Genomic DNA, 26,311 nt, shown 5'->3' with positions numbered 1-26,311 from the left:
GATCTGTTCACTGTAACTTGGCGAGAGACGGCTTTGGTTCGCTAGCTATGTCAGCGAGGAATGCTAACTGCGTCGCCGCCACGGAATCGAGACCGAACTTCGAGATGACCCGCTTGCGCGCTGCCGAACTGAGTTGCTTTCGGCGATCGTTGTCGGTCAGGAGATCGACAATGCCACGGGCTAATGCCTCAGAATCGCGTTCTGGAACGACGGTCCCGGCGTCGCCAACAACCCACGGGAGCGATCCACAGTCGGAGACAACCGGAGGGATACCGCAGCTCATAGCTTCCGCAACGCTATAACCGAATTGCTCAGCCCATTCGTCTGTCGTTTCGCTGGGATAAACGAACACGTCTGCCGTCCGGTAGATGGCTGGCATCAGATCGTACGGTTGACGATCAGTGACAAGATCAATTGCACCTGATAGCCGCTCGGTATCGGCGGCGTCATGAAGTTCGTCTTCGAGATCGCCCTCGCCGAGTAGGGTATACCGCGCTGAAGAGACCGACTCACGCACCGATGGGACTGTCTCCAGCAGTGTTTCGACGCCTTTCTCACGGTCAAGCCGGCCGGCGTAGAGGACGATCCGCTCGCCGGGATCGGAATTGAAAACCGATGGAAGCCGATCGCTTGGGTCACCTGGCTCGGTCGTGCTATTGTTACTAGATAACGTATGATTCGGCGTAGGTGCGAATTGTTCGGTGTTCACGCCAGATTGGGGTGCCTCGGCAACGGGTCCCTTGAATCCGCGCGAACGGATACGAGCGGCAGCGGCATTGCTCCCGGTAATGAGGCCGTGTACTCGTTTGAGTACCAGATCTTCAATTTTCCGCTGTATTCGTGATTGAGGAACGTGATTCAAATTCTCCCACGAAAACACGACGTGTGGGACGCCAACGAGGTCCGCTGCCACCTGAGCGTACAGTGTGCCGACGAACCACGGTTCACCATGTGTGAGTACAATATCCGGATTGATCTGTGAGAGAAGTCGCGGTAGCCCGGGAAAAACATACCGCGCCATGTTACCATGGAATAGTGATTGACACTTGTGGAGCATAAAAGGGGCGTCGTTCGGTGGGTGGTCTTCCGCGGGAATCGGCGGCCAGCCGTTAGGGACGATAATATGGGTATCCACCCCAGCAGCTTCGAAACGAGAACAGAGCTGCCACTGGCGCTTTGCGAGCATCGGATAACCCACCACGACGACGCGCATTCAATATATAAAAACTTGGTAGCCGGTTAAAAGTACTCGGAATTCGGGCGCAGATCTACCCCGGAAGGCTTCGCTAACTTCGATCACACTAGTGGCTGATCGCTGAATTCCCTGCTACTGATCGTCACTCTCGACTGGTGTGTTTATGAGTATGTCTCGCGAGAGTCTAAGCATGAACGTAATCATAATTATCGTTGACACGCTCCGACGCGATGTAATATCGCCGTACGGTGCGAAAATTGACACCTCCCAAACCTATCACGAATAGCCGAGCAGAGCATCGCTTTTGATAATCTTACCGCGGCTAGCTGCTGGACGATGCCGATTCACGCCTCTATGCTTACTGGTGAGTACCCCTCGACTGGCTCTGGTGAATCGCTGTAAGACGACGAGATAGGTCGCCAAATCAAAGGAAGTGAAGCGGGAAATCGGCGATGCCTATGTCGAAGATCTCCCGCTTCACGAGCAAGGCGGTCACGTTAGCTAAAAATGCTGTTGGTGGCCGAGGCGAAGCCGCCGCCCCCGAAGGGGGTGGGGGCTTCGCCGACTACGCCGTTGTTTCGCTCCACTGTCTCCGGATTTACCTAGAAAAATCCTACCGCGAGGCGCTTGATCTGCTGAGTGAGATGCCACAAATAGTGGCCGAGATCGGCCTTGATCCGGGCGATCTCCCTGATCACTCAACTTTGGTAAAGCGTTTGATAGGTTCGAGATGAAAGTCTGGCGAGTGCTGCTGCGGCTGTCGGCACAGCTGCACGACACCGCCGATCACGCTGCGATGGACGCGACGTTTTTCGACCGCGAAACCGCCAGCAAGCACTACTGCCGCCGGACGAACTATCGCGTTCAAACGCTGAAAACGACCGCGCTCGTCGATACAAAAACGCAAGCTGTGCTTGACGTTCACTGCACGACCGAGAAACGTCACGACACGCAGATCGGCTGGCAACTCGCCCTCCGCAACGCGGGCGAGATTGCCAGCCTCGCCGCCGACAAAGGCTACGACTGGCAACGATTACGCGAGAAATTGCGCGAAGAGGACGTGAGACCGCTGATTAAGCACCGCGAGTTTCGACCCATCCATTACGCGCATAACGCGCGCATCGATGGGTCTCTATACGGCCAAAGAGCACTGTCTGAGACCGTCTTTTCCACAATCAAGCGGACGCTCGGCCACGCGGTGCGTGCCCGAGCGTGGTACCGCGAATTTCGTGAGATCGTTTTGATGTGTGCGGTCTACAACATCAAGCGAGCCGTGAAACAGTGAAATCAAACGCCTTCTGGCGATTCACCAAAGCCCCTCGACTCATAAGGCGACCAGGTCCGATGAGGGATTATCTCCATCGGTACCAACTGTCAGTGAAATACTGCATTTGAGCGGGTACCGAACATACTGTCTCAACCCTCCTCACCCACTGAATAGACAAGTAGGGTTTCGTGACCGCGGCTGGGACCGCTGGCACAACACATACACCGACCCGAAGCACGAACAGCTCGCTCGACTCCTGAAAGTTTGGACACAAGAAGGACTCATGGAGCGTCCACGCTACGCGTTTGATTTAGATACTGTCGGTCCGAAAAAAAAATTACCGGACACGGTGGGTACTTGATGAGATCATCAACGTGATCAACGAGCCGAGTGACTCATTTGTTTTCACGAATCTGTTCGCGGTCCACCGCGACTACGAACCGTTTCCGCCCGGTATTCTGGATGTCTCGGAGGAGACCCGGAAAATATCTCGTCGGAAAGATCATTACCAGCATCGGTACAACTAGAGCAATCCCGATCTGCCCGATGACGTTATTGATGAGTTGTGGAAGCTATACGCAGGTGGTGTCCGCTGGGTCGATGAGAAACTCGGTCGGTTTTTCAATCGACTCAAAGAGAGTGGTCTCAACGAAGAAACCGCCGTAATAATTACTTCCGACCATGGCGAACTGTTCGGTGAGACAAACGATCGACCGCGTATTGCACATCAGAACTCACTCCATCCAGCGTTGATCGACGTACCGTTTCTCCTGTATCACCCTAATTTGGAGCCACGACGTGACGATAGACTCGCTTCGCAAGTGGATGTTACCCCGACAATTCTTAACGTGGCAGGTGTCCTTGACGATCACCAGGACACCGTCAGTACGATGGCAGGCCACTCGCTGCTTGGTAAGTCAAAACACGAAACGGTTTTCGCTGAACTCGCAGCGATGGAGTCACCCGACAAGGATCTCGAACAACGATATGAGCTTGATTTTTCGCCGTACGAGCGGACGTACAAGGTGGCTCGAACGCCTAACCATACGGTTCGGTTCCGGCCAGATGGTATGACAGTTGCCCACGACCGACAGGATCAAAACGCGTCGGTCCCTAGCGGTGAAATGGAGGGCCTCCGTGTGCTTGTCGAAGAGCGTCTAGAATGGAATATTAGTTCACTCGAAGTAAGCGATGCTGTTCGTAAACAGATGGAACGAGTTGGGTATCTTGGTTGAGTCCGGACCTTCGTTAGGAAACAGTCAGCACTCACAACGGACTCAGGGCCTTTCGGTAGGGATTCGGTTCTATACTCCTGTGACCGATCTAAAAGAGTTAAATCTCCACCCGAACTCCCTAGGGATATGAATGTTCTCCTCGTAATCGTTGATACACTTCGGCGAGACGCGGTCTCAGCATACGACGATGATGCTGACACTCCGAACTTGTCGCGCATCGCTGAGAAGAGCGTTGTTTTCGAGGATTTCACTGCGGCTAGTTGCTGGACAATGCCCACTCACGGGTCGATGCTAACAGGTCAATATCCGTCGATCCATCGTGGTTTGGAGCCGACCGTGTCGCTATCTCGCTCCTCGCCGATGTTGAGTGAACTACTCAGTGAGAGTGGTGTTCGGGCACATGGTATCAACATCCCGCCGCCATTGGCAGGGGAGGCCGGTTTTCGTGACCGCGGCTGGGATCAATGGCAAAACACTCACCGGATGTCGAAACCGCGTCAACTCTCACGACTGTTCAAAACTTGGGCCGAGGTTGGACTTGGGCGCACTCCCAGCCGCGCCGTTTCTCCCTCGTTCGTCAATGCTCTCCGGGAGAACTATCGAACACGGTGGGCAGTCGACGACCTCGTTACCGCAATCAACGAGCCAGGGGAGTCGTTTGCCTTCGCCAACTTGTTTTCGCCCCACCGACCGTACAAGCCAATTACTGGCGAGGCTGGCGACGTGAGCAACGCGGCTCGTAAACTTGCGTGGCGAGCAGATGACTACCACATACGGTACAACTACGGAGACCTTGATGTAGATGAGTCGGCGATCGAGGAGAACCGTCGGTTGTATGACCGCGAGGTTGCCTGGGTCGATGAGAATCTCGGGCGTCTGTTTGACCGTTTGGAGGCGAAAGGATTACTCGATGAAACTGCCGTGATGATTACTGCCGACCACGGTGAACTGTTCAATGAGCCGTCGGAACCTCCTTATATTGCTCACCGTAACTCGTTACATCCTTCGCTGATTGATGTGCCGTTCCTGCTGTACCACCCTGACTTGGAGGCAGGGCGAGATGATCGCCTTGCGTCCCAAGTAGACGTGGCCCCGACGGTACTCGATGCGGTCGATATTCTTGATAACCACCGCGAAACTGTCGATAAAATGGCTGGTCACTCTTTACTGAGTGATTTTGAACACGACGTGGTGTTCGCTGAAATGGGTCAGCACGATGTTTCGAAGCCCGAACTGGAATCAACTTATGACCTCGATTTCACGCCGTACTACCGCGCTGCGAAAGTCGCTCGCACGGTCAATTACACTGTCGAATTTCGGTCGGACAGTTCGCCTATTGCTCGCCATCGACGAGACCCAACAGAAAAAGTCCCAAATAATGAGGTCGAACGGTTGCGCAAACTCGTCGATGAGCAACTCTCGTGGGAGATTGAAGATGTTGACGAGGCGGTCGCAGACGCCGTCCGCGAGCGACTTCAAGATGTCGGCTATCTCTGATAAGAGACCACCTCGCCGTCGGCTGACAGCGGAAGACAAGATGCCGGTGATGTAGCAAATAGTACGTTCCTGATTGTCGAAATGTTAGACACTCGGTGGCCATCCAACTACATAATTGGTCTTTCGCGCGGGCGTTTTGTTCTTATCAAATATTTATCACAATTGGGCTACTGAAAAACAGAGTCCGTGGTAAAGACCAGGTAAGGAAGTTGTTTGATTCATTAGCCGTACCGACAAACGTAAACAACCCTGAAGATTCCATCAAATAACACTAGTGAATTACTTACAGATGAATATATAACAGTACTCACGGAATCACAAACGAATACTGTTATAATCCTGTTGTGAACCTATTGATACACCGATGGGAATCGCCCGGTCTGGCGTCGGTTGGTTTATCGCTAAAGTCCTCGCTTTGGGGTCGTCTTGGGTTGCTTCGATGTACTTCGCCCGGACGCTTGCGGATCCGGCTACCACCCTCGGCCAGTTTTATGTGTTTGAGACGGTTGTTTCGTTTTTTATGTTGGCATCAAACGCCGGAATCAACGGTACAATTACCAAGCGCGTTAGCGAAGGTGACCAATCAGAGGCCTACGTGGTTACAGGAGTCATACTGTCCGGGGTTATTTTAGTCGCGGCCACCGTTCTCGTGGCGTTAGCGTCCCCGTTGTTCATCAGTTACTTCGATTACGGAGGGCTGAGCGTGCTCTTTGTCGTTGGGATGCTTTGGGCACTCCAGATCCGAAATACTGCGTCGGCAATTCTTGAGGGGTATTCGTTGGTCGGCCGTAGTGGCGGTATCAGTTTACTAGACACCTCGTCACGTGTTGTGTTCCAAGTTGGTTTCCTCTCTGCAGGATTTGGTCTCTTTGGCCTATTGGCTGGGGCTCTCGCCGGAGCGAGTTTGGCATCTATCGCTGCAGTCGTCATACTCGTAATGGGTATTCCCCTGCCATCTCGAAGCGAACTTCGCGACCTAATTGACCGAGAGCACGTGAAAGACATGATCTCGTATGGAAAATATGTACTCCTCTCGGGATTTTCGACCAAATTCTACGACAACATCGATATAATTGTTATCACTTCCTTTCTCGGATCTGCTGCGACAGGTGTCTACGGAATTGGTTTTCGGTTCTCTCTATTACTGTCGATCGTTTCAGGCGCCGTTATGACCTCAAGTCTCCCAGAGATCAGCTTTCACTCTGCCGATGGGAACGCCGAACAGATCAAGGGAATTCTGACTGACGCCATCATATTTTCGACAATATTTGCGATTCCAGCTACTGTTGGAATGGCTGTTATCTCGGAACCGCTAATTGTTACCATTTATACACCCAAATTTCGTGATGCAGCCATCATCGCAACTATTGCGGTCGGGATTCAAATACCAGACGGCTTCCGGTCCGTATTCAGTTCAACTATGAATGCAATTGATCGTCCTGACGCCACCTTTCGGGCGGGGGTCATTCTCGTCGTCGCTAACGGCGTGCTTGACCTATTATTAGTGCCTACCGTCGGTGTCACCGGCGCAGTCGTAGCAAGTCTAGTTGGAATCTCTCTGGCGACGCTTTACCTTGGCTATCATCTCCTTGATGAGTTGGACCTCTCCTGGGAAATACTCCCTGTTAATGCACTAGCTGCAGAATCCGTCGCGGCATTATTAATGGGGTCGGTTGTTTGGTGGTTAAGGAACACCATATCCCTGCCAGTCATCCAAAAGCTTGCGATTCTTATTCTGACGGGAGTTGCTGCGTATTTCCTGATTCTACTGACGATCAGTTCCGGAATTCGTGACCGAATACTTGGAATCGCCTCTGAGTTTGTAGGGTAAACTCTAATCTGTATCTGCGGAATATAGCACTATGGATACTATCGGTTGAGATGGCCGAAGTCGTGAGTTCTTCATATTTCTCAAATTTTGTCATCGCTATTTTCGTTGTGCTCAGCAGACTCGTGCAATATATTAGTAATTCTTGTTCCTAACACCACATAATACTTGAATCCAATACTATTATAACGAATTTAATGTTCAGTGTTTTATTCTACATGATTCCATCTGCGATTTAGTGGTAAGGTATCACCTGTACCGGCGTAGTTTAGTCCTACTTTTATACCGAATTATTGTTCTATTTTAGTTGCGTGTGACGTGAACGAACAATCGTGCGTCCGAAATCAAAGTGAGTTGAACTGCTCAATATAACGGTTGGCCACAGACTGAGAAGTAAATTGCTTCCGTTGACTCTCCTTCCATCCATCTATCTCGCTCTGAAATCCGCTGCTTTCGTGGATATCTTGTAAACAATTTATAATCGATTCTACATTTCCTGTATTAAATAAAAGCCCTGTCTCTCCATTAGTTACCACCTCTGGAATCCCACCGATATTACTCCCAACTACTGGTGTTCCTAACATAAGTGATTCAACGCTCACGCGGCCAAACGGTTCGGCCCACCGAGACGGAAATACGGTCGCTGTCGCGTTCGCCATAGCGTCGTACACCTCATTCGGTGGAACCCGCCCTTCGAACGAAATAGTGTTTGCTGGACAAGTTTCGCTTGCAAGCGCTTCTAGCTCTTTTTTGAGTGGTCCATCACCAAACACTCGTAAACTCGCCTCGGGATACGACTCAGTGAGCTGTCCGACAGCTTCAATAGCTAGATCAACCCCTTTCTCACGAACAAGAGAACTAGCCGTTACGTAAGTCGGAGAATCAGGCTTTTTTCCCGATTCGATGTCAGACTCTACCGACACAGGATTGTAAATGACTTTGTCTTGAGATGGGTTGATTCCTCGATAGTTCGACTTGATAGTGTCTCGAAGATGGTTCGCGATGTACACAGTCGCATCAAGTGTTTCCAGACCGTTCTGGTAATGTTGTCGCTTACTGAGCAGGTAGGGCTTAACCACTTTGCCCTTCATACCGGTCCAGCCCTGATATTCGACGCACTCATCTAGCTGGTTGCCACATCCAGTACATTGCTCACACCCAACATTATAGACCGATATAGGGCAAACAGGCCAATAGTCACGGATTGTACCGATAGTAGTAGTATTTTTAGGGAGATGTTGGAGAGCAAGTGTTGAACGGCGGTGGTGGGCATGTACAATATCCGTATCTTTGAGGTATTTTCTAACTCGTCTGGCGAGCAATCGCTCGACAATAATATCTATAGCAAAGTCTGGGATATCCCGGGCAAAGTCAGGCATCTCAATAGGTTCTACTCGTGCGGAGTCATATTCAAGTTGCTCCTTATTCGCTAAATCGACCCCAACGACTATCAGATCGTCTACGGAGGGATGATCGGCGAGTGACCGGATGATAGTCTGGGCGCTTAGTTCGGCACCCCCAACATTATTAAGATAATCAGTCACCGCGATGAGATTCATTTACTTTTCTATTGTCGCTTCTGACGTATGCTCTTTTCCATGGATAGTTTTAGTCCTAGCTCCTCCCTAGACCAGATATGAAAGCGATGCCCGTTGAATCCACAGACAGCATAGGATTCAGGGCTGAATACACGATCATCAGAGTCCAGCATTAACGGATACCCCGCACGGACTCCGGACGACGACATAGTTTTGGAGGGCAAAATACGATGCCGATCATCCATCTGTCGCCGATTCCTACTCAAACGCTAGAGATTACTCTGCCAATCCGGCCATCGTCATCGGACTCAACAAGCAGAAAAGATCATATATTTAATACGTATAGGTCACAAATTTACCTAAACAACGGTTGGTTATGCTAAACTCTCTCTCTCGCAACCACTCCAAGGCGATGATCTCACCGAGAATGGTGTTGATACTCAAGTCTGTAGCTTCTTCTACATTAACGATATGGTTCAAGATATCATACTATCTGCTGACGCCAGTCCGGTAATAGCTGGTGATGAAGTTATTAATCTCGGCAGTACAGGTGAAATTATAATCTAGGAACCCGCAGATATGCTTGATACGAGTTGTGGTATCGTTCACAAGGAGCTTCAGGAAGACGATCTACTACTTCGTCGGCCGGATATCAGCCGAACGAAAGAACAGTTCGGTTGGTCCCCAAGCATCCCTCTTAGTGAAGGTATTGAGCAATCTATTCTCTAGCCCAAAGATCAACTCAGTGTGAACCTGAACTAAACCGCGAACTTCTTTTTGTATCCGATAAACAACGCAATATGGATCGTGTCCTCGTCACCGGTGGTGCAGGTTTCGTTGGCAGCCATATTGTCGATGAATACACAGAAGCGGGCTATGACGTCACAGTAGTTGACAATCTAACTGAGCAAGTCCACGGAGACAAACCTGAATATTTGAATGAAGACGCAGAGTATATTTGGGGTGACGTTCGAGACCGTGAGTTGATGACCGATCTTCTCAAAGAGACAGACTTTCTGAATCATCAAGCTAGTGCTGTGGGAGTAGGTCAGTCGATGTATGAAGTCGAAAAGTATGTTGACGTGAATACACTCGGAACGGCCCGAATACTTGACATCATCATCGACGAGGAGATCCAACTGGAAAAAATGGTCGTTGCATCGTCGATGTCGATCTACGGCGAAGGTGAGTACTACTGTTCAAACTGTAGTAAGATCCGTCATCCGTCGCTCCGGGATGATGACCAAATGGCAGGCGGTGATTGGGAACATACGTGTTCTGAGTGCGGTCATGACCTCAAACCGAAACAAACGCCGGAATCGAAACCACGGGATAGCACGAGTATCTACGCAATTACTAAGAGGGATCAAGAAGAGATGATGCTCTCTATCGGACGCGCCTACGACATCCCAACTGTTGCACTTCGCTATTTCAACATCTTTGGAAGCCGCCAAGCACTTGACAACCCATACACCGGTGTCTGTGCGATATTTTCTAGCCGAATCAAAAACGGTAATCCACCGCTCGTGTTTGAAGACGGTGAACAAACTCGGGATTTCGTTCATGTTAGCGATGTTGCGAGAGCTAACCGGCTCGCTATCGAGTCAGATACTGAGAATGTCGCTGTCAACATCGGGAGCGGTAATCCAACGAGTATTAATGACGTCGCTGAGACACTGATTGATCTCTACGGAAAATCCGACGAACTTGAGCCCGAAATCGCCAACGACTATCGCCAAGGAGACATCCGGCACTGTTATGCTGACCCCACGGCGGCTGCCGAGGTGCTTGGCTTCGAAGCTGAAATCGGATTTGAGGAGGGTATGCGTGAACTCGTTAAGTGGGGACGCAAACAGCACGCCGAAGATCAGTTCAAGCAAGCCCAAGAAGAACTTGAAGAGAAAGGACTTGTTGGAAAATAACACTGATTCTATCGCTTATTTATTGATCCCCGACAGTCCAGAAATGGTTTTTTCGCGTCTGATACAGAGTTTGTTGGCAATAAAGTGGGAGTACTATCCGGACAGGCTGCCGTAATTGTATGACGTGGCTGATCTCAAGCAGACGCGCAGCATACTGCTCGACGCGTAGCGACGTCATTCGGTCCGTCGTTCGTACGACGGACCCACTAGCGTGTTAGAGTGGTTATACAGGCTTTCCTCATCGCCTACGGGACTGCCGTGTCGAGTCAACGGTAAGGAAATGAGCCGGCCACACACCCGTGTTTGCCACGACGCGATGTCGATATGCGGTGTCTCACTCCCGCAGGTCAGGATTTGCCGCCAGTGGTAATAAGTCGCAATCACCGTATGAATAGGTGTGAGTCTCACAGAGTTTCGACAATTTCGTTATCACATATAGCTGTCGCTGGGTGGTCGAGTCCGATAAAGAAGTGTCGCAAGGGTCGGCCCGCGAGGGCCGATAGTTAGCGAGTGTGGTGAATCGCTGCTGCGTTACTCGGTACGCCGCGTAGCGAGGAGCGCAGCCGCGATGAGCGCGACGAGGGCGACGAGCGCGCCGAAGCCGGGCGTGCTGTCGTCCGTGCCGGTGTCGTCGCCGGTGTCGTCACCAGTGTCGTCGCCGGTGTCGTCACCAGTGTCGTCGCCGGTGTCGTCACCAGTGTCGTCGCCGGTGTCGTCGCCGGTGTCGTCACCAGTGTCGTCGCCGGTGTCCTCTTCGATGGTGAGCGTACCGGTCTCTTCGTCGTTGTCGGTGGCGATACCGTGCTCGTAGTCACCAGCGTCGAGGCCGGACGTGTCGGCCGTGAACTCGACGGTGGTGCTACCGCCGGCTTCCAGAGTGGTCTCCTGGCTGTCGAGCTCCTCGCCGTCAAGCGTGAGCGCGACATCCTGGGTACCCTCTGCGTTACCGGTGTTCTCGATTGTCGCGGAGACGGTCACTGAGTCGCCAGCCGTCGCGGTGGCTTCCTGCGGGCTGAGGTCCGAAACATCGAAGCTTGCTCGTTCCTCAACCGTTTCGACGACCGTCCCGTCAGAAGTGGCGTCGAAGGCAGCCTGGCGGACAGACGCCTCGAACGTGTCGTTCACTTCGGTTTCACTGAAGTCGAAGGTGGCCTCGAACGTGCCGTCGGGCGTCACGATGAGGTCCTCGTCGTTCTGGATGAAGCTCGTCGACGCGTCGTCGTCGCTGCGGACGCGCACGTCGATTTCCGTCCCGGGCGCGACGTTAGTCGTACCCGTGATGGACTGCTCTTCAGCGGCTTCGACTTGGATATCGTCCTCGTTGTCGAACTCGCCCTCGGCTGCTTCAGCCGTGAACGAGGCCGAGTTCTCGAGGAACGCATCCTCGAAGGCATCTTCGTCATCCTCTTCGAGAGTGTCCAGCAGCCGCGCGTCCTGCACGTTGATCTGGACCTCGTACTCGTCCTCATCCTCGATGTCCTCACTGACCTCATCGTTGAGTTCATCGGTGTTTGCGACGATGTAGTAGTTGTCGGTGTCTTCGTCGTAGACAACCGTGAAGATGTCCGAGAATGCACTACTACCGATGTCCTCGTTCACGTCGATCGAGGTGGTCGGCTCGTTCGGACCGGGGTTCTGGAGTTCCAGAACCATTTCGACCTTGTCATCGCTACCGTTGGCAAGGTTGGAGTAATCCGATTCGCTGTCGTAATCGTTCGTCTCTTGGAGAAGCGCGTAGAGCTGGGTCGTCCGATCGCCCTGGCCGAGGCTATCTCCATCGGCGCTCTCGAGGACGCCCTCCAGCCCACTCGCGGTGAGCTGGTGGACGAGAACGTCGCTGCGCGAGCCGTCGTCATCGACGGCAAGTGTGTCAGTCTGCGTGACAAGGTCGCCTTCGACGGCGCTGTTGATCAGTTCGACCGTGGCGCTCTCGTTTTCATCGCCGAGCTCCTCTGCGACGTCTTCCTCAACGCTCTCGCTGGTCCGCCAGAGCGCGAGGCTCGTCTCGGACCGCTCCTGAATTGAGAGCGAGGAGATCGTGTCCGGATCCTCGATCGTGTCGATGAATCGCTGGTCGGCAGTGTCGTTGGTGTACGGGCCGACCGCGAGGTCGTACGTACCAGTATCAAGGATGTCGGTCAGGTTCGAGTCATTCGCAAGTGACACTTCCGCGTCGTCATCGTCCGTGTAGACGATGTCGTCCGGACTCGCGGTGGCGTCTCCAGCTGCGTACGTGTTGAAGAGGACAACCACTTCGTCGTCTTCCTCGTCCTCAATAGTCACGTTCGCCTGGTATCCGTCGTCCTCTTCGTTACCGATCACGAGTGTACCCTGATCGGTGTTGTCGAGTTGGACGGTGATCTCGGCGACGTCACCCTGCTGCTCAACGACCGAATCAGCGATGTCGAGTTCGCCTTCATCGGCCTCGGTGACGTTGATCGTATCGGTGTCCTCAGCAGTCGAGTCAACTACGCTCACTTCGAACTCGTACTCGTCCTGATCGATATCAGTGAAGTCAAGTTCGTGATCGCTGTCCTCAGCGTCAAACAGCGTGATGATGTCATCATCTTCGTTGAGCGCGTAGTCTCCATCCTGCTGACTAGAATTGTTAGCCCAAGCGGAGACTTCATAGCGGTCCCAGTCGCCGTCCTCGTCCGTGATGTTCTCTGTAACATCACGGTCGTAGGTCGCGTTCCCGCTGCCGGTGAAGATGTCTTCAAGATCGTCTGCGTCGAGGCCGTCTGCCTGGACGTTGACGACGTATTCGTTACGCGCGTCTGAATCAATCTCGTAATCGACAAGCGCGTCGTCACCAGAGTCGCCGACTTCGTCGTCGTCAAACTCGGTGGTCAGATCTTGGGCGACAACTTCGAACCGGATGTCACCCTCACCAGAGTTGTTGAACTCGCTACCACTGCTCTGCGTGGTGATGACGTATTGGCCAGCGTCACGGTTGGACGTATCGATGACGACGTAGTCGTCACCATCGGGATCAAGTGCTGCTTCCAGACCTCCGATCTGGGCCGGGCTCTCACTTGTGTCGAGCTCTCGGAGCTCGAGGTTTCCACCATCGTAATTACTGACGCCGCTCACATTAACGATGAGTTCTTGCCCTTGATACGTCGTATCACCGTTGTCTATTTCTTGATCGTACTCTGCAGTCTGAATATTGGCTGCAGCTGCGGGAGCAGCTGCAAAGCCAACTGCGACCATGGAGATAACCATGACCGCTGCAAAGAAGACTGCATTAGCCTTCTTGCGTGTTGTATTGTCGTTTGTCATATTGTTGTCGTTGTGTTCTACGTCGCGACAGTCTGCTTTGTCCTCGCCTGAGTCGCCCGTTCATCATCACCCTACACACTCGATGTGGTGCAGCCGGACTTGACGCGGATTACTTGCGATCGTGTCGCATTGTGGGGTAGGGGCTGCGACCGATTGTTAAAGCGGTCAGTATAAGTACTTTGTGTGAAATCGAGGTGCGTGTGAATGTGTCTCATGGGGTTTTCAGTGGGTTGAGACGGCCGTTTTCAGATTTCAGGTCATGAGCCCAGATACAAGCCAAAAATAAGCGAAGTTAGTACAGAGCGCAAATGAGTGAAACTGTCTCTGGATATCGGATGTCAGACGGTTATGCAGACGAGACAGTCGTCTGATTCCCCCCAAGGACATCCTCGTCAGTCACGGACACAGTCCGGTTACCAATCGTATATTCACCAGGGTATGCAACCCGGGTCACGGCGGTATCTTCTGTCTTCGTGGCATTCCGGGTATATTCGTACGTTTCATTAGCGATCGAGACCGTCGTGCTGGCAGCCACGCGCTCACCGTTCGTGTCACTCACTCGCAACGTTGCACCGGGGACGACTGCAAAAGTCCGAACACCGTCTTCAGCTGCAAGGAGTTGATAGTGGCCAGTAGTGGCCGTCCCGTTGGCGCCGACACCCAGTCCCTCATAGAGTGTACCGTAACTGGAGTTCGTCGGTGGCGCAGCCTCCCGATCAGTGATGACAACGTACCCGACGCGACCTTGGAAGCGATCGTACCATGCGTCCGGATCTGGCGCGGCGAGGAATTGGTCGTGATTACTCTGTGCATAGCCGTAGCTTAGTGACTCACCGCTCACGAAGTAGTTGTACATGCGGTTGTCGCCCCACAGACTCAACACAAAGTTCTGTGGGTAGTCGCGATCGACAGCATCGGCATGTTCGTCGATCGTTTGTGCGGCCTCAAACTGCGCTCGGTCGTGGGTCATTTGTCCGACGAGCGGTGGAATAAGAATGAGATTAAATACGAGCACGAGCGCTACTGCGGCACCGAGAATACCACGCATACGGATTCTATCGGGGATCTGGACGGAGGTGATGCCAGGCGCTGTCTCAGCGGCACCGATGTGGTCAAAGATCGAGCTGTCCTCGTCGTCACTGGTGCCTCCGTCCCACTCCGAGTAGAAAGACCCTGCCGTGTCACCGGTCCTACTCGCAGGGTCGAGCACGTCGACAGGCCGAGCGATATCGATCGCGGCGAGCAGATAGATCAATCCAATACCCGCAAACGGGGCGATGAAAATCGCCAACTGGCCGGCAAACCGCACCTGGATCGTCGCGAGCAGCGTGTAGTACCACGCGAAACAGACGAGTACGAGCCACCCCGGCTCATATCGACGAGCCACAACCCACGTCGCAACCCCGAGGACAGCAATCCCGAAATAAAATCCGAGGCCGAGCTGGATGAGCGGGCCGAACACCACCGCGAAATCGGGACTGAACAGCGAGGCGGTTTCGGTCGCACCCTCACGGAAGAAGAGATCCTCCGCGCGGGCCCGGAAGCGCTCAATCTCGGCCGGGCGAAGTTGCCAATACGCAGAGAGCCCACCTGTAGCGACAATCGCCTCGACGACGACGAATCCCGTTGCTGGAAGATCCGTCCGGCGCCACAGCTCGCCGGCGGCGACAACTGCGACGGCGCCGCCAGCGACGAGCACGGGCGTGACTGCCGCAATCGATTCATGCCAACTGAGCCCGAGATGCGCGGCGAGTGCGAGTCCGGCGCCGACTATGAGCCCCACAACCAGAGGCACGTTTCCAAAGGCTGGCGAACCGCCATGTCGGATGTCGAGGGCGACGCGAAAGCCGACCACAGCAGCAACCGGGATGAACGTGAGCGGCGAGCCGCCCCACAGATGTGCGGAGGCTGCGACAGCAACTGCCAGACCAGCGGCAATACCCCATGATCGCGGGGCGCGTGCGTGGGCGCGAGCAGCGCTAGCCGGGTCTGTCTCGCGGGCGCGACGGGCAACGTCTGTCGCAAGGGCAGTCAACGCGAAAACGAGCAGTCCAAGCCAGAGATACTGGTGAGATTGGTGGTCGAGAAAGCCGACCGTTGTGTACACCACGTTGACAGGGGCAAGTCCATAGAAGAGAACCGCGGCGAGAGCCACGCGAACGTCACTGGTGAGCAGAGATGTGAGTCGGTAGACAACGTACCCGAGACAGACAGCCGTCACAATCGGCAGCCACGCCGCAACCAGTGGCGCGGTATCAACCCCACCGAGCAACACGGTCACCCACCAGTTGATGGCATGTGAGAGCGGCCGCGTGCCTGCGGCCCCACCCATATCAGCAAACAGCGCGAAATCAAAGATGCCATCAGCACGAGCAGCCAGTCGCTCCTGCCAGTAGCGGAAAAAGTAGGTGTCGTTAGCGGGCGACACGACGTAGCCATCGCGGAGCACCGCCGGCGCACCGACAAGCCGTGCCGCAACCACGGTGAGGAGTGCGCCGACTACCGCGAGACGCGTTTGAAAATCGCTAGCGAGACGGGCAGATAATTTTTCAGACAGGGAGACACTCTTTGTACTCTCACCGGTCGCAGGATTGTTGGCTTCGGTCGATTCAGCCATATCGGCTCCATCGAGCGCAGCGCGAATCGCAGCCGGCTGCTGGAGGCGATACCCATCATCGACAGCAGTCGCGAGATCACGCGAGACGAGCTCCCCAAACTGGCCGGAATCAAGATCTGTCTCTGCAAATGTCCAGGGGTCACCATCAGCATCGCGCTCAAGGAGTGCCCCGAGCGCGTCTTCGGCCTCCGGGTGGTCCGCGAGATACTCGCGGGTGCGTGCGGTTGTCTCCTCGGGCGAGGGCATTAGCGTGCAACTGTGGCGGGGCCGGATTAGCGTTTTCGTTCGGGCCACCTCGTCGCGGAGGGAGAGGGATTCAGAATTGTATCTTGAGGAAAAAAAGAAATGACGGATCCTTTTGTGGTGACAGGTACCTCTCTCCGTATGCGCCGATTACGGATCCCGCTGCTCCCGAACATAATGCGATGGGGGGCTGTGATCACAGTTGCAGGGATTATTCTGTATTACTCGATTCAAGCGGGGCCAGGCACCCAGACGTTTCAGACGGGCCCACTCGGGATATTCCCGTATTCGGACTGGCTGCATTTTCTCGCGTACGCCTGTCTCGCCGTCATGCTCGCGTACGCGTTGCATGATTCCCGGCTCCCAGAGTGGCAGGTGGTTGTCCTCGTGGGTGTGTGTGCAATCGGCTACGGCGTCACAATTGAAGTGATGCAGTCACGGCTGCCATCGCGGACGTTCGCGGTTGCGGATATGGGCGTGAATGCGGTTGGCGCAGCCGTGGCCGTTGCCTGTTGGCGACTGCTCGCGCGGTACGTTCGGTTCTATCGAGCTACAAGGATCGCTGATCTTGAACGGCCAGTGTGAACAGGAAGAGCTCTCCGCGCAGGCCAGCGAACGCGACCGATGATACTCAGACAACGAGCGTAACGATCCCGCCACCAACAATTGCGAGCCCGCCAAGGCCAAAACAGACGGCCCAGAACGGGATCCGCTCGACGACGCGCATGAGCGCGTCAATCGTGAGATAGCCGACGACGGCGCTGACCGCAAGCGCGACGCCCGCTGCTGTGGGACTAATCCCGGGGAGGCCACCAGCGCTCAACAGTGTGAGTACTGCGGCGCCGAGACTCGCCGGAATAGACAACAGAAATGAGAGTCTGAATGCGGCCGGTGGCTCGTAACTGCGGAACAGGAAGACACTCGTCGTCATCCCCGATCGCGAAATACCGGGCAGAATGGCGAGCCCCTGCACGGCGCCGACAAGGAGCGAATCGGTGAGTGTCGGGGCCGTGTGGCCACCCATCGAGACGGATTCAGAGGCAAGTTGGAGGACCCCAGTTGCAAGCAGCAAGAGCCCGATCACGGCGATGAACACGCCACCCGTAAGTTGCCCGGCCAGATCAACGGCATAGATGTAGAGCGGGATGCCGACGACGCCCGTCATGAACGAGGCGACAACGATGTACGAGGCGATTGCGTTCTCGCCCTCGTAGGCGTCCTGAGGCCGCCAGCCCGGCACCGCCGCGAGTGTGGTCTGGAGTTCGTCTCGGTAGTATGTGGCCGCCGACAGCGTCGTCCCGACCTGCAAGAAGAGCGCGAGTTGTACTGCGACGGCGGGGTCGGTCCCAACCAGCGTTAAGACGAGTGAGAGATTGCCCTGACTCGATACCGGGAGCCACTCGACGACCCCCTGGACGATCCCCGCAAGAATCGCGATGAGCAGGTCCGTTAGCGTCACTGTATGCACTCGTGGGATCCGGCTACTTAAGCGGCGCAGATTCGCGATGCGGGTGACGGGTGGGATGACGTCAGTGTGTGCTACGACGAGAGCGGCGATACGCTGGCCGTCTGCGCCTGGTCACCGAACCAACTTTTTAGGGGCTGTTAGCGACGTTCGGAATATCCGTTTTGGTATGGTCACCGAGGACAGGACGGAAGCGACCTCTCCGCTCAACGACGCGATAGAGAACATCCAGCGGGAACTGGTTCGGCGGGTCGCCGCGGACGACTGAGATTCGAACTGGAACGTCTACGACACGCTCAAAAACGAGTGAGAAATATCTACAACCCCTTGGATATATATTTTTCCAGAGCATAGGGGACCTTATGCCGAACGAAACGGACGCTGCCGATTCAAACGCTCCCTCGATGACGCGAGGTGAGCGAGTTCGTGCGGCCGCGCGAACGCTCCGAACGCCCCGAACCGCATCGTGGGTGGCCGAGGAAACAGAAACCACGACGAAGACGGCCCAGAAGTACCTCGATCAGCTCGTCGAGGATAACGTCTTACAGAAGACCGACCGCGGGAGCCAGACGCTCTACTGCGTCGATCAACTGATGGCGACCTATCGCGAAGTCGCGACCCTCCAGCGCGAGCACGACCGGGAAGAACTCGCCGACGCCCTGGAGACGATGCGGGCGCGGATCGCAGAGTGGGAAGCCGAGTACAACGTCGAGTCGCCGAGCGAGCTCCTTGCGAGTGTCGCCGAGGTCGATACCCCTGACGAGGCCGAAAGACGGCGTGCGATCGCCAGCGAGTGGGAACACCTCGCTGACCGGTTGCCGGTCGTGAAAGCAGCGCTGAAAGAGTACGACTGGGCGACCGACCGAGACGGGGTTCCGGTCTGAACGATGGGGTTGCCAGGGACGATCGACACGTCTGTCTACGACGGGCTTCGTGACATCTAAAATCGACATCCCAAAGTCACAACTGTTGGCTTTGAGCCGGACAGTATCTCGAAAGAATACATTCGAGCGAGTGTCGCTCCCGACCGGGTTGAGCCCCCTACTGGTCCAGAGCCCCCACTACTCGAAGTGGAGTGGCGGTTTCGACGAGAAACGGAATCCTATCGAATCCACTACGCGGACCCGAACACGGGCTTCGACTGTGGGTGGCACCGCGACGAGGATCATCCGGATCTAGGTTCGGTACACTTTCAGTACGAACACCGGAACACAGGGGAATCCGATCGGACACGCGCTGAATTCACGAAATCTGTTCCGACAGAGATTCTGTGGACTGCGCTTCATCGGTTGTTCGAAACGAAGATTCCAGCGTATACGTCGAGTCGATAGTTGATTGGTTCCCTCAGCCGTGCGCTAGCACTCCCTGCTCGGCAAGCGAGCGGGATGAGGTTGGGTGGCTTACACGCCCCGACCCGGACAGACGCACCAACCGAACCTGCGGCTGGGTTTTGTGAGTCCGGTAATTCGTCGTGTTCCCGTCGAGTTTTGCCTTCTCACGCCACGCGACATTCACCGACGCATTCCGGTCAGCGTGGTCTTGCACCACGTCACACTCGTCGTTCGTACAGCGGAACCGCCGACCCTGACGATACCCACGCTCACCACAGCACGAACACGTCTTCGAGTTGTAGTACGCATCCACCGTATCTGTCGGGAGTTCTCGCCACGTCGCCTTGTACGACACGAACGTCTCGAACTTGTGGAACGGCAGTTTGTGCAACCGGCGGTTCATATACGACCCGTACTGGATTTCATCACGGATACCCTCCATATCTTCGAACACGATGACCGGGTTCGAGAATTGGTCTGCGAACTCCACGACAGCACGGGAGAGCCGATGCAACACCCATCGGTGAATCGTTCTTCCTTGTCGCCGAGTTTCCGGTGGACGCTTGTCTTGCCGTGTTGAATCGATAGGAGCGCCCCTAGACTGACCGGTACGGAGAACTCGCCGGTAGGCTCTTGAGTATGGATATGATCTGAATAGGTATGGAAGAAGCGAAAAAACGACGTGTCGGCGACCGCGGTCAGGTCACCCTCCCGAAGACGCTGCGCGAAGCGTTTGACATCAGTGGCGGCGACGAGGTAGCGATTCACGAAGAGTCCGGAAAGATCGTCATTGAGAAACCGGTGACTAAAGAGGATCTTGCGGCCGGGTATCGTGCGCGAGCCGAGCAATTTCAAGACCTCAACGACGAGATGGAGAAGGTATCACAGGAGGCCAATACGTATCTCGGCGATGCCCCGGAGTGGGAGTAGATGGAGGTTCGCCGCGGCGACATCGTGGTCGTTGGGCTCGACCCGACGAAAGGATCCGAGCAGCGAGGGACGCGGCCGTGTCTCGTCGTCCAGAACGACGCCGGGAACGAAAACGCACCCACGACGATCATCGTCCCGTTTACGACATCGTTTGATGGCGAGTTGTACCCGTTCGAAGTGCTCGTGACGGCTGAGGAAAGCCACCTTCGAGAGGATTCTGTCGCGATGTGTAGTCAGATCCGAACAGTGTCGATCGAAGCCCGGATCGAAACCGTCATCGGCTCTATTCCCGACGAGCGAATGCGTGAGGTTGATACCGCACTCGAGTACAGTCTCGGACTCCGTCATTAAAACAGAGATTCCAAATCGTTGTCGTCGCCGAGCAGATCCTGTCGCTTCTCGTCGCTTTCGCCTTCAATTTCGTCGAGATTCTGCTGGGCCTCGATGGCGACCTGTTGGAGTTCTTTGACGCGAGGGACGTTCGTGACGCCAGCTAACAAGACGACGGTGGCGACAACCCCACTACCCGTCCGCGGGTAGTCCCCACCACGCACTTCCATCGAGCCGGTCTCTTCTTCGAGCCACTTCCGGCTGCGCTCGATGCCTTTGCGGTTGAGGAGTGGCCCGGCCCCGGCCACGACAAGCAGCGCGCGTTCAGTCCCCTCCACCTCACACGGGAGGGTAAGCCGGCCCAGCGTCGCCTTGCGGACGAGACTCGTGATCCGATTGGTGGTGTCGGTGCTGTCGAACGCATCCGAGTCGTTACCGCCACCCGAGAGCCGGGAGAGAAGGCCTTGTTGTGTGGGCTCCTCAACGTCGGACTCTGCGTAGCCGAGCGTTGAGATCCCTCCGCCGGAAAGCGTGTTAATGATCTCTGAGGAGTCAACGACGCTTTCAGCAATATCGTTGCCAGCCTGCATCTCGCCGGCGCTAAACAACAGCCCGAATCGCTTCACAATTTGCTCGTTAATTGCGTCGAACCCCTCCGTGACGGATTCGGACGTCTGCCGCCACGCATCGTTGTCGAACACGAGGAGATTGTCGACTTCTCTGACGAACGTTTGTAATGAGCGGGCCGCATTCAGCGTGTAAATGCCGCCTTCGTCGCTGCCGGGGAGGATCCCAAGCCCATAGATCGGTTCGGTGTAGATCCGTTTGAGATATTTGGCGATCACGGGCGCGCCGCCAGAGCCGGTACCACCACCCAGCCCGGCAACGACGAGGAACGCATCAATCTCGTGAGAGGGCACGCCATCAAGCGCGCCCTGAATCTCACCGAGGTCGCGTTCGATGACCTCGGCGCCAAGCTCGTTGTCGGCCCCGACGCCGTGGCCTTTCACTTCGGCTTGCCCGACAAGAATTCGCTTCTCGTCGGGGATGTGGGTGAGTCCTTGGAGGTCAGCGGTTGCCGTGTTGACAGCGACCGCGCCGCGCACGAGGTTCGCCCCGTGTGCGGCGTCGTATTCGATAAATCGATCAACGATTTTGCCGCCTGCTTGCCCGACGCCGATAAGTGCGAGTTTCATTGGAGGGAGGTATGGTCGGTCTTTGTCTCACGTTAACATAAAACCGCCTCTGAGACTGGGCGGGAGCGCGCCAGCGAGGGTGTTGCTGGTATGAATACCGACTCCATTAGATACGGGACGATGAGGTACACAAAATGCACAGTATCTCATCTCTCAGGCGGCCCTCTCTGAGGCAGTTTCTTGTCGTCTAGTGGTTGTGTGGCGAGTATGTCGGCTTCTTTTTACTCCTATAGGAGTGGATTTCCGCCTTGCTCTGCTATGAGAAACACTACATACCTCGGCGGGAATACCCCACATAATCCATGAACGTCACAAAAGCGGTTATCCCCGCAGCAGGGTTTGGAACGCGCTTTCTGCCCGTAACGAAGGCGCAACCAAAGGAGATGATGCCGGTACTGGACAAGCCCACCATCCAGTATGTCGTCGAAGAGGCTGTCGAGGCCGGCATCGACGACATCCTTATCATCACCGGCCGTGGCAAGCAGGCCATCGAGCGCCACTTCGATAAGTCGTACGAGCTGGAAGAGGAGTTAGAAGCCGACGGCAAACTCGACCGGCTTGACCGCGTCCGGGATATCGCTGATCTCGCAGATATCCACTACGTCCGCCAGAAAGAGCGGGAGGGGTTGGGTGACGCCGTGCTGTATGCGCGGAAGCATGTCGGCGATGAACCGTTCGCGCTACTGCTCGGGGACACAATCATCGAAAACGAAACGCCGTGTACCGAATCGCTCGTTGAGGCCGCGGAGAAACATGACTCGTCTGTCCTCTCGCTCGAACGGGTTCCGTGGGAGGATGTGCCCTCGTATGGCGTGGCAGATACCGACGAAGTCGATTCGAGCGCCGACAGCTTCCCCGTTCACGACTTCGTGGAAAAGCCGCCACGCGATGAGGCGCCATCGAACCTTGCAATCACCGGCCGCTATGTGCTTACCCCAGAGATCTTTGAGCTCTTACAAACAACTGAGAAGGGGGTTGGTGGCGAACTACAGCTAACAGACGCGATCCGCAAGTTGGACACTGTCCGCGGTGTGGAACTCGACGGTGACCGATACGACATCGGAAACATCCCGAGTTGGCTCCAAGCCAATATTGAGATGGCACTCAACCATGACGACGGCGAGATTAATGAGGCTGTGAAAGCGCTCCTCGCAGACCGGGACGCATGAGCCGGATCCTCGTCACCGGGGCGGCAGGCTTCCTTGGGTCGCATCTTTGCGATCGACTGCTGGCAGATGGACACGAGGTGATCGGGATGGATAACCGTGTGAGCGGGCAGGTAGAAAATCTCAACGCTGCCTTCGAGGATAGTCGGTTTCGATTTCACGATCACGACGTGACGGAGTTCATCCACGTGTCCGGCGAGTTGGATGCTGTGTTACACCTAGCGAGTCTCGCCTCGCCCGTGTTCTATCGGGATCACCCGATCAAGACACTGAAAGTCGGAGCATTAGGGACGCACAAGACACTTGGCTTAGCGAGAGAGAAAGACGCGACGTACCTGTTCACGTCGACGAGTGAGGTCTATGGTGACCCCGAGGTGAATCCGCAACCAGAGGAGTATCGTGGAAACGTGGACTCGTACGGCCCACGGTCATGCTACGATGAATCAAAGCGGTACGGGGAATCGCTGGTTCGCGCCTATCGCGACAAACATGATCTTGACGTCCGGGTGGCGCGCATCTTCAATACGTATGGACCACGGATGCGTCTTGATGATGGACGCGTAATTCCGAACTTCATGAAGCAAGCGTTGACACAACAGGATCTAACCGTGTATGGCGATGGGAGTCAGACGCGAAGCTTTTGCCACGTTGACGATATGATCGAGGGGCTGGTGACACTGCTGGAGTCAGACGTACAGGAGCCGGTCAATATTGGCAATCCTGATGAGCGGACAATCAACGAGTTAGCTGAGTTGGTGATCGAGATTACTGATAGCGAGAGTGGAATCACCCACGAGGAGCTCCCGCCCCAGGATCCGCAAGTGCGACGACCAGATATCTCCAAGGCACGCTCGGAGTTGGGGTGGGAACCAGAGGTAGGATTGCGTGACGGGCTACACCGCTCAGTTGAGTACTTCGATCAGCGAGTGTAGAGGCTCAAATGAGCAATTCTCGGGCAAATCGCCTAGTACGCTCTGCCGAAACGGTATCGGCTGGATCCACTCCTGAGTGAGCAGACAGGGTGAGAGCCGCCTCTGACTGCGATCTGAAGGGGGCTGACCGTCTGAACGCTGCTACTTGTTGTTCGACTCTGTCTGGTCGACGTCATCGGATGAGCTCCCCACCGATGAGTCGGCTTCGGTGGAATCGTCAGTCCAAGATGTCTCTTCGTTTGTACGTGGTTGGGACGAATTCGTGGTGTCCTCGCCAGCTCCAGACCTCGGTGGCTCTGGTGGCTCCAAGGCGGCAATCGTGAGCGCGACAGGCCGCGTTTCTCGGAGCGTTGCCCAGTCACGGTCGTCTTGCATCGCAACCAGTCCGAGTACGGCGAGACCACCACCGGCAGCGAGACGCGTCGTTGCAACACCACCGTGGAGACCACTGGCAGCGACCACGATACCAAAGAGCGCGATCAGAAGCCCGAGGACACGCAGCGGCGCTGCAAGCGTCGCTATAGCACCCCGCTGCGCGATGCTGACAACACGGGAGTCGTCTGCAGCATCCACAAGCCGGTCAATAATCCAGTCGAGGATCTGCAAGACTGGCCCAACCGTCCAGGTCTTGCGTAGGTCAATCACAATTACGTCCGGGTCGGGTTCAGCAGTAAGCCACTGATACAGTACTGAGTGCCGAACCCATGAATTCGCTCGCGACCCGGCTGTCCGAAGGGCGCTCGCGATGCGGGAGCCAGCTAATATGGCCGGTGTCTCGGCTTCACCCGCTGATCCGGGGTTGCTGGCTGCGTCGGACTCATCTGAGGTGTGTGTCGTCATGCTAGTGGTACCCCTCTCGAAGCAGGCGAACCGGGCAGCTGCTGGCGCCGTGGAGGGCAGCCCGGCTCGACCATCAGGTGACGCTCACCACCTCGGCATCAATAATGCGCGTCCCCACGTCGATCGTGATGGTGCTACCTCCGCGCAGCGGCTCACCTTTGAATTGGACGCCTGTCGCTGTATCTCGCACTTGGATTTCGGCGGTGATGGTGACGTCTCGGTTGATCGGGTGGTCCACGACGTTGACGCTGCCGTCCTCACCGGTCGCAATAATCAGCGATGGCTCGGTCTCGACGTCGGTGATCTCCGCGACGGGATCGTCGACTGGACCTTCGGTCATCCCCGGCCGGATCGCGTCGGCGGTGTCGTCGCGCACGTCGCTCATCCGGAGGGTGACTCGTCGCGTCGACGTCTCGCCAAGCTGGAGATCGCCGTTCACGCGCTCGATCTGGCCATTAATTGTGTACTCGTCAGCAGGTAAGGTGAGCGACTGGCCACGCTGGAGGGGGACGCCACCGAAACGGGCCTGACCACCCTCGCGATGCGTCGACAGATTCGTTTCGACGAGGATACGCGTGCGGGCAGGATTGTTTGTGGCATACGTGGCCACATCATCGATCGTCGCAACCGTGCGTCCAGCGAGTCGAATCTCGTCACCAGCGGTGACTGACGTGGCCGTTTCGGCATCAAGCGTGTCCCGAAGAATCACCTGCTCAGTGTCGCCGGGGAGGGCGTTATCGCCACCGATATCTCGTATTTGGCCGCTCACCTCATACTGGGCCGTCTCAATTGCGAGGGTACGCCCAAGCCGTGGGGGCGCATTCGCATAGGAGATCGCGTCGCCATCGATCTCTCCTTGGAGCTCGACGCGGGTTGTGACGCCGATCTGGTTCCCACGTGGGGTGAGATGGACATCTGTAATGGTGATAGTCGAGGTGTCGTCAGGCGAATACGTGTCGCCTTCATTAATTGCGTCGACGAGATAGGCGGGTTGAGTTCCCATATCGAGAGTGGCGTATGTCGTGTCAGTGTCGGGTTCAGGCGCCGGATCATCCGAAAACACAAGCGCGACGCCAGCAACGACGACTGCAAGCACCACTAGCACGACGAGCGCGTCGACGACGTTGACGACACCGAAGAGATTGCCGTCGTCGTCGATCAGTTCCATGAGAGACCACCCGTGAGTCGCATTAATGCGTGGGTGTTGGGCGGGGAGTAAAACGGTTCCCCTTTTGAGAGTGTGAAGATTCGGATGCACTGGCGTTCATAGATAAGAGAGTACATTTCGTGTGCTTTCGATCGGCGACGGTGCTGAGAGCGAGTGGATTTCGTGTGCCTTCTCTCCCTTCTTCGGAAAGATACGAGGAGATAACGGATGAACCAGTTGACCGATGGGACAAAGGGAGGGAAGTTCTTGAAACTCCCCCACTGTGTCGAGTGCTTGTCTCATCGGAGCAGCAGTTGGATCCCCCACCCCACCGTGTCGAGTGTTCCGTG

18 protein-coding genes and 2 pseudogenes are annotated in these 26,311 nt (G+C 55.5%); 11 read left to right on the top strand and 9 right to left on the bottom strand.

Annotated features, from left to right (window positions below; translation table 11 throughout):
• Positions 1 to 7 precede the first annotated feature (7 nt).
• Positions 8 to 1,213 (bottom strand): glycosyltransferase family 4 protein, encoded by a 1,206-nt coding sequence (locus tag B4V06_RS05975; RefSeq protein ID WP_498168315.1) that lies wholly within the window; start codon positions 1,211 to 1,213, stop codon positions 8 to 10.
• Positions 1,214 to 1,653: 440 nt separating this feature from the next.
• Between B4V06_RS05975 and B4V06_RS05970 the strand changes: the two are divergent.
• From B4V06_RS05970 to B4V06_RS05955, 4 genes and pseudogenes are all read left to right on the top strand, one after another.
• Positions 1,654 to 2,480: pseudogene (locus B4V06_RS05970) on the top strand (IS5 family transposase).
• A gap of 545 nt (positions 2,481 to 3,025) precedes the next feature.
• On the top strand, positions 3,026 to 3,697 hold the full coding sequence (locus B4V06_RS05965) for a sulfatase-like hydrolase/transferase (protein WP_498168312.1): 672 nt from the start codon (positions 3,026 to 3,028) through the stop codon (positions 3,695 to 3,697).
• 126 nt (positions 3,698 to 3,823) lie between these two features.
• Positions 3,824 to 5,194 (top strand): sulfatase, encoded by a 1,371-nt coding sequence (locus B4V06_RS05960; RefSeq protein ID WP_498168310.1) that lies wholly within the window; start codon positions 3,824 to 3,826, stop codon positions 5,192 to 5,194.
• A gap of 364 nt (positions 5,195 to 5,558) precedes the next feature.
• Positions 5,559 to 7,025, top strand: a complete 1,467-nt coding sequence (locus tag B4V06_RS05955) for an oligosaccharide flippase family protein (RefSeq protein ID WP_498168307.1) — start codon at positions 5,559 to 5,561, stop codon at positions 7,023 to 7,025.
• A gap of 341 nt (positions 7,026 to 7,366) precedes the next feature.
• On the opposite strand, the gene B4V06_RS05950 is transcribed toward B4V06_RS05955, so the two are convergent.
• Positions 7,367 to 8,581 (bottom strand): glycosyltransferase family 4 protein, encoded by a 1,215-nt coding sequence (locus B4V06_RS05950; protein WP_498168305.1) that lies wholly within the window; start codon positions 8,579 to 8,581, stop codon positions 7,367 to 7,369.
• 779 nt (positions 8,582 to 9,360) lie between these two features.
• Here B4V06_RS05950 and B4V06_RS05945 point away from each other — a divergent pair.
• Positions 9,361 to 10,482: an NAD-dependent epimerase/dehydratase family protein gene (locus B4V06_RS05945; RefSeq protein ID WP_498168302.1), complete on the top strand. Its 1,122-nt coding sequence runs from the start codon at positions 9,361 to 9,363 to the stop codon at positions 10,480 to 10,482.
• Between the two features lie 531 nt (positions 10,483 to 11,013).
• Here the strand turns inward: B4V06_RS05945 and B4V06_RS05940 are convergent.
• Positions 11,014 to 13,764, bottom strand: coding sequence for a DUF7827 domain-containing protein (locus B4V06_RS05940; RefSeq protein ID WP_498168299.1), 2,751 nt, complete (start codon positions 13,762 to 13,764; stop codon positions 11,014 to 11,016).
• Positions 13,765 to 14,110: 346 nt separating this feature from the next.
• Entirely contained in the window at positions 14,111 to 16,627 is a 2,517-nt protein-coding gene (locus B4V06_RS05935) for a hypothetical protein (protein ID WP_498168296.1), read from the bottom strand.
• A gap of 138 nt (positions 16,628 to 16,765) precedes the next feature.
• On the opposite strand from B4V06_RS05935, the gene B4V06_RS05930 reads away from it, so the two are divergent.
• A complete protein-coding gene (locus B4V06_RS05930; RefSeq protein ID WP_498168294.1) occupies positions 16,766 to 17,209 on the top strand; it encodes a VanZ family protein in 444 nt (147 codons plus the stop codon).
• 46 nt (positions 17,210 to 17,255) lie between these two features.
• Here B4V06_RS05930 and B4V06_RS05925 read toward each other — a convergent pair whose 3' ends face one another.
• Positions 17,256 to 18,083, bottom strand: coding sequence for an undecaprenyl-diphosphate phosphatase (locus B4V06_RS05925; protein WP_498168292.1), 828 nt, complete (start codon positions 18,081 to 18,083; stop codon positions 17,256 to 17,258).
• Between the two features lie 368 nt (positions 18,084 to 18,451).
• Here B4V06_RS05925 and B4V06_RS05920 point away from each other — a divergent pair, with 368 nt between their 5' ends.
• Positions 18,452 to 18,973, top strand: coding sequence for a DUF7342 family protein (locus tag B4V06_RS05920; protein WP_498168289.1), 522 nt, complete (start codon positions 18,452 to 18,454; stop codon positions 18,971 to 18,973).
• 460 nt (positions 18,974 to 19,433) lie between these two features.
• Here the strand turns inward: B4V06_RS05920 and B4V06_RS05915 are convergent.
• Positions 19,434 to 19,999, bottom strand: a pseudogene (locus tag B4V06_RS05915) (zinc ribbon domain-containing protein); the annotation flags it as partial.
• 81 nt (positions 20,000 to 20,080) lie between these two features.
• Between B4V06_RS05915 and B4V06_RS05910 the strand changes: the two are divergent.
• Together B4V06_RS05910 and B4V06_RS05905 are read left to right on the top strand one after the other, a co-directional pair.
• Positions 20,081 to 20,350 carry an AbrB/MazE/SpoVT family DNA-binding domain-containing protein gene (locus B4V06_RS05910; protein WP_498168287.1) on the top strand — a complete coding sequence of 90 codons (270 nt, stop codon included), beginning with the start codon at positions 20,081 to 20,083 and terminating at the stop codon, positions 20,348 to 20,350.
• Complete coding sequence (locus tag B4V06_RS05905) at positions 20,351 to 20,701, top strand: type II toxin-antitoxin system PemK/MazF family toxin (protein WP_498168285.1); 351 nt, start codon at positions 20,351 to 20,353, stop codon at positions 20,699 to 20,701.
• On the opposite strand, the gene B4V06_RS05900 is transcribed toward B4V06_RS05905, so the two are convergent.
• Positions 20,698 to 21,876, bottom strand: coding sequence for a tubulin/FtsZ family protein (locus B4V06_RS05900; protein WP_498168283.1), 1,179 nt, complete (start codon positions 21,874 to 21,876; stop codon positions 20,698 to 20,700). The two genes, B4V06_RS05905 and B4V06_RS05900, sit on opposite strands and share 4 nt — an antisense overlap.
• A 302-nt stretch (positions 21,877 to 22,178) precedes the next feature.
• On the opposite strand from B4V06_RS05900, the gene galU reads away from it, so the two are divergent.
• Together galU and B4V06_RS05890 are read left to right on the top strand one after the other, a co-directional pair.
• Positions 22,179 to 23,045, top strand: a complete 867-nt coding sequence (gene galU / locus B4V06_RS05895; protein WP_498168281.1) for a UTP--glucose-1-phosphate uridylyltransferase GalU — start codon at positions 22,179 to 22,181, stop codon at positions 23,043 to 23,045.
• The gene (locus B4V06_RS05890; RefSeq protein ID WP_498168278.1) at positions 23,042 to 23,974 is read left to right on the top strand and encodes a UDP-glucuronic acid decarboxylase family protein; all 933 of its coding nucleotides are present in this window, start codon (positions 23,042 to 23,044) and stop codon (positions 23,972 to 23,974) included. The genes galU and B4V06_RS05890 overlap by 4 nt, the downstream gene beginning before the upstream one ends.
• A 141-nt stretch (positions 23,975 to 24,115) precedes the next feature.
• Here B4V06_RS05890 and B4V06_RS05885 read toward each other — a convergent pair whose 3' ends face one another.
• Both B4V06_RS05885 and B4V06_RS05880 read right to left on the bottom strand, forming a co-directional pair.
• A complete protein-coding gene (locus B4V06_RS05885) occupies positions 24,116 to 24,814 on the bottom strand; it encodes a hypothetical protein (RefSeq protein ID WP_498168276.1) in 699 nt (232 codons plus the stop codon).
• Between the two features lie 73 nt (positions 24,815 to 24,887).
• On the bottom strand, positions 24,888 to 25,982 hold the full coding sequence (locus B4V06_RS05880) for a DUF4330 domain-containing protein (RefSeq protein ID WP_498168274.1): 1,095 nt from the start codon (positions 25,980 to 25,982) through the stop codon (positions 24,888 to 24,890).
• Positions 25,983 to 26,311: the final 329 nt, after the last annotated feature.

Source organism: Halorubrum sp. B53 (genome assembly GCF_059752395.1).
Note: the sequence above shows the minus strand (reverse complement) of the source record. Positions and strands in the feature narration are given on the sequence as shown.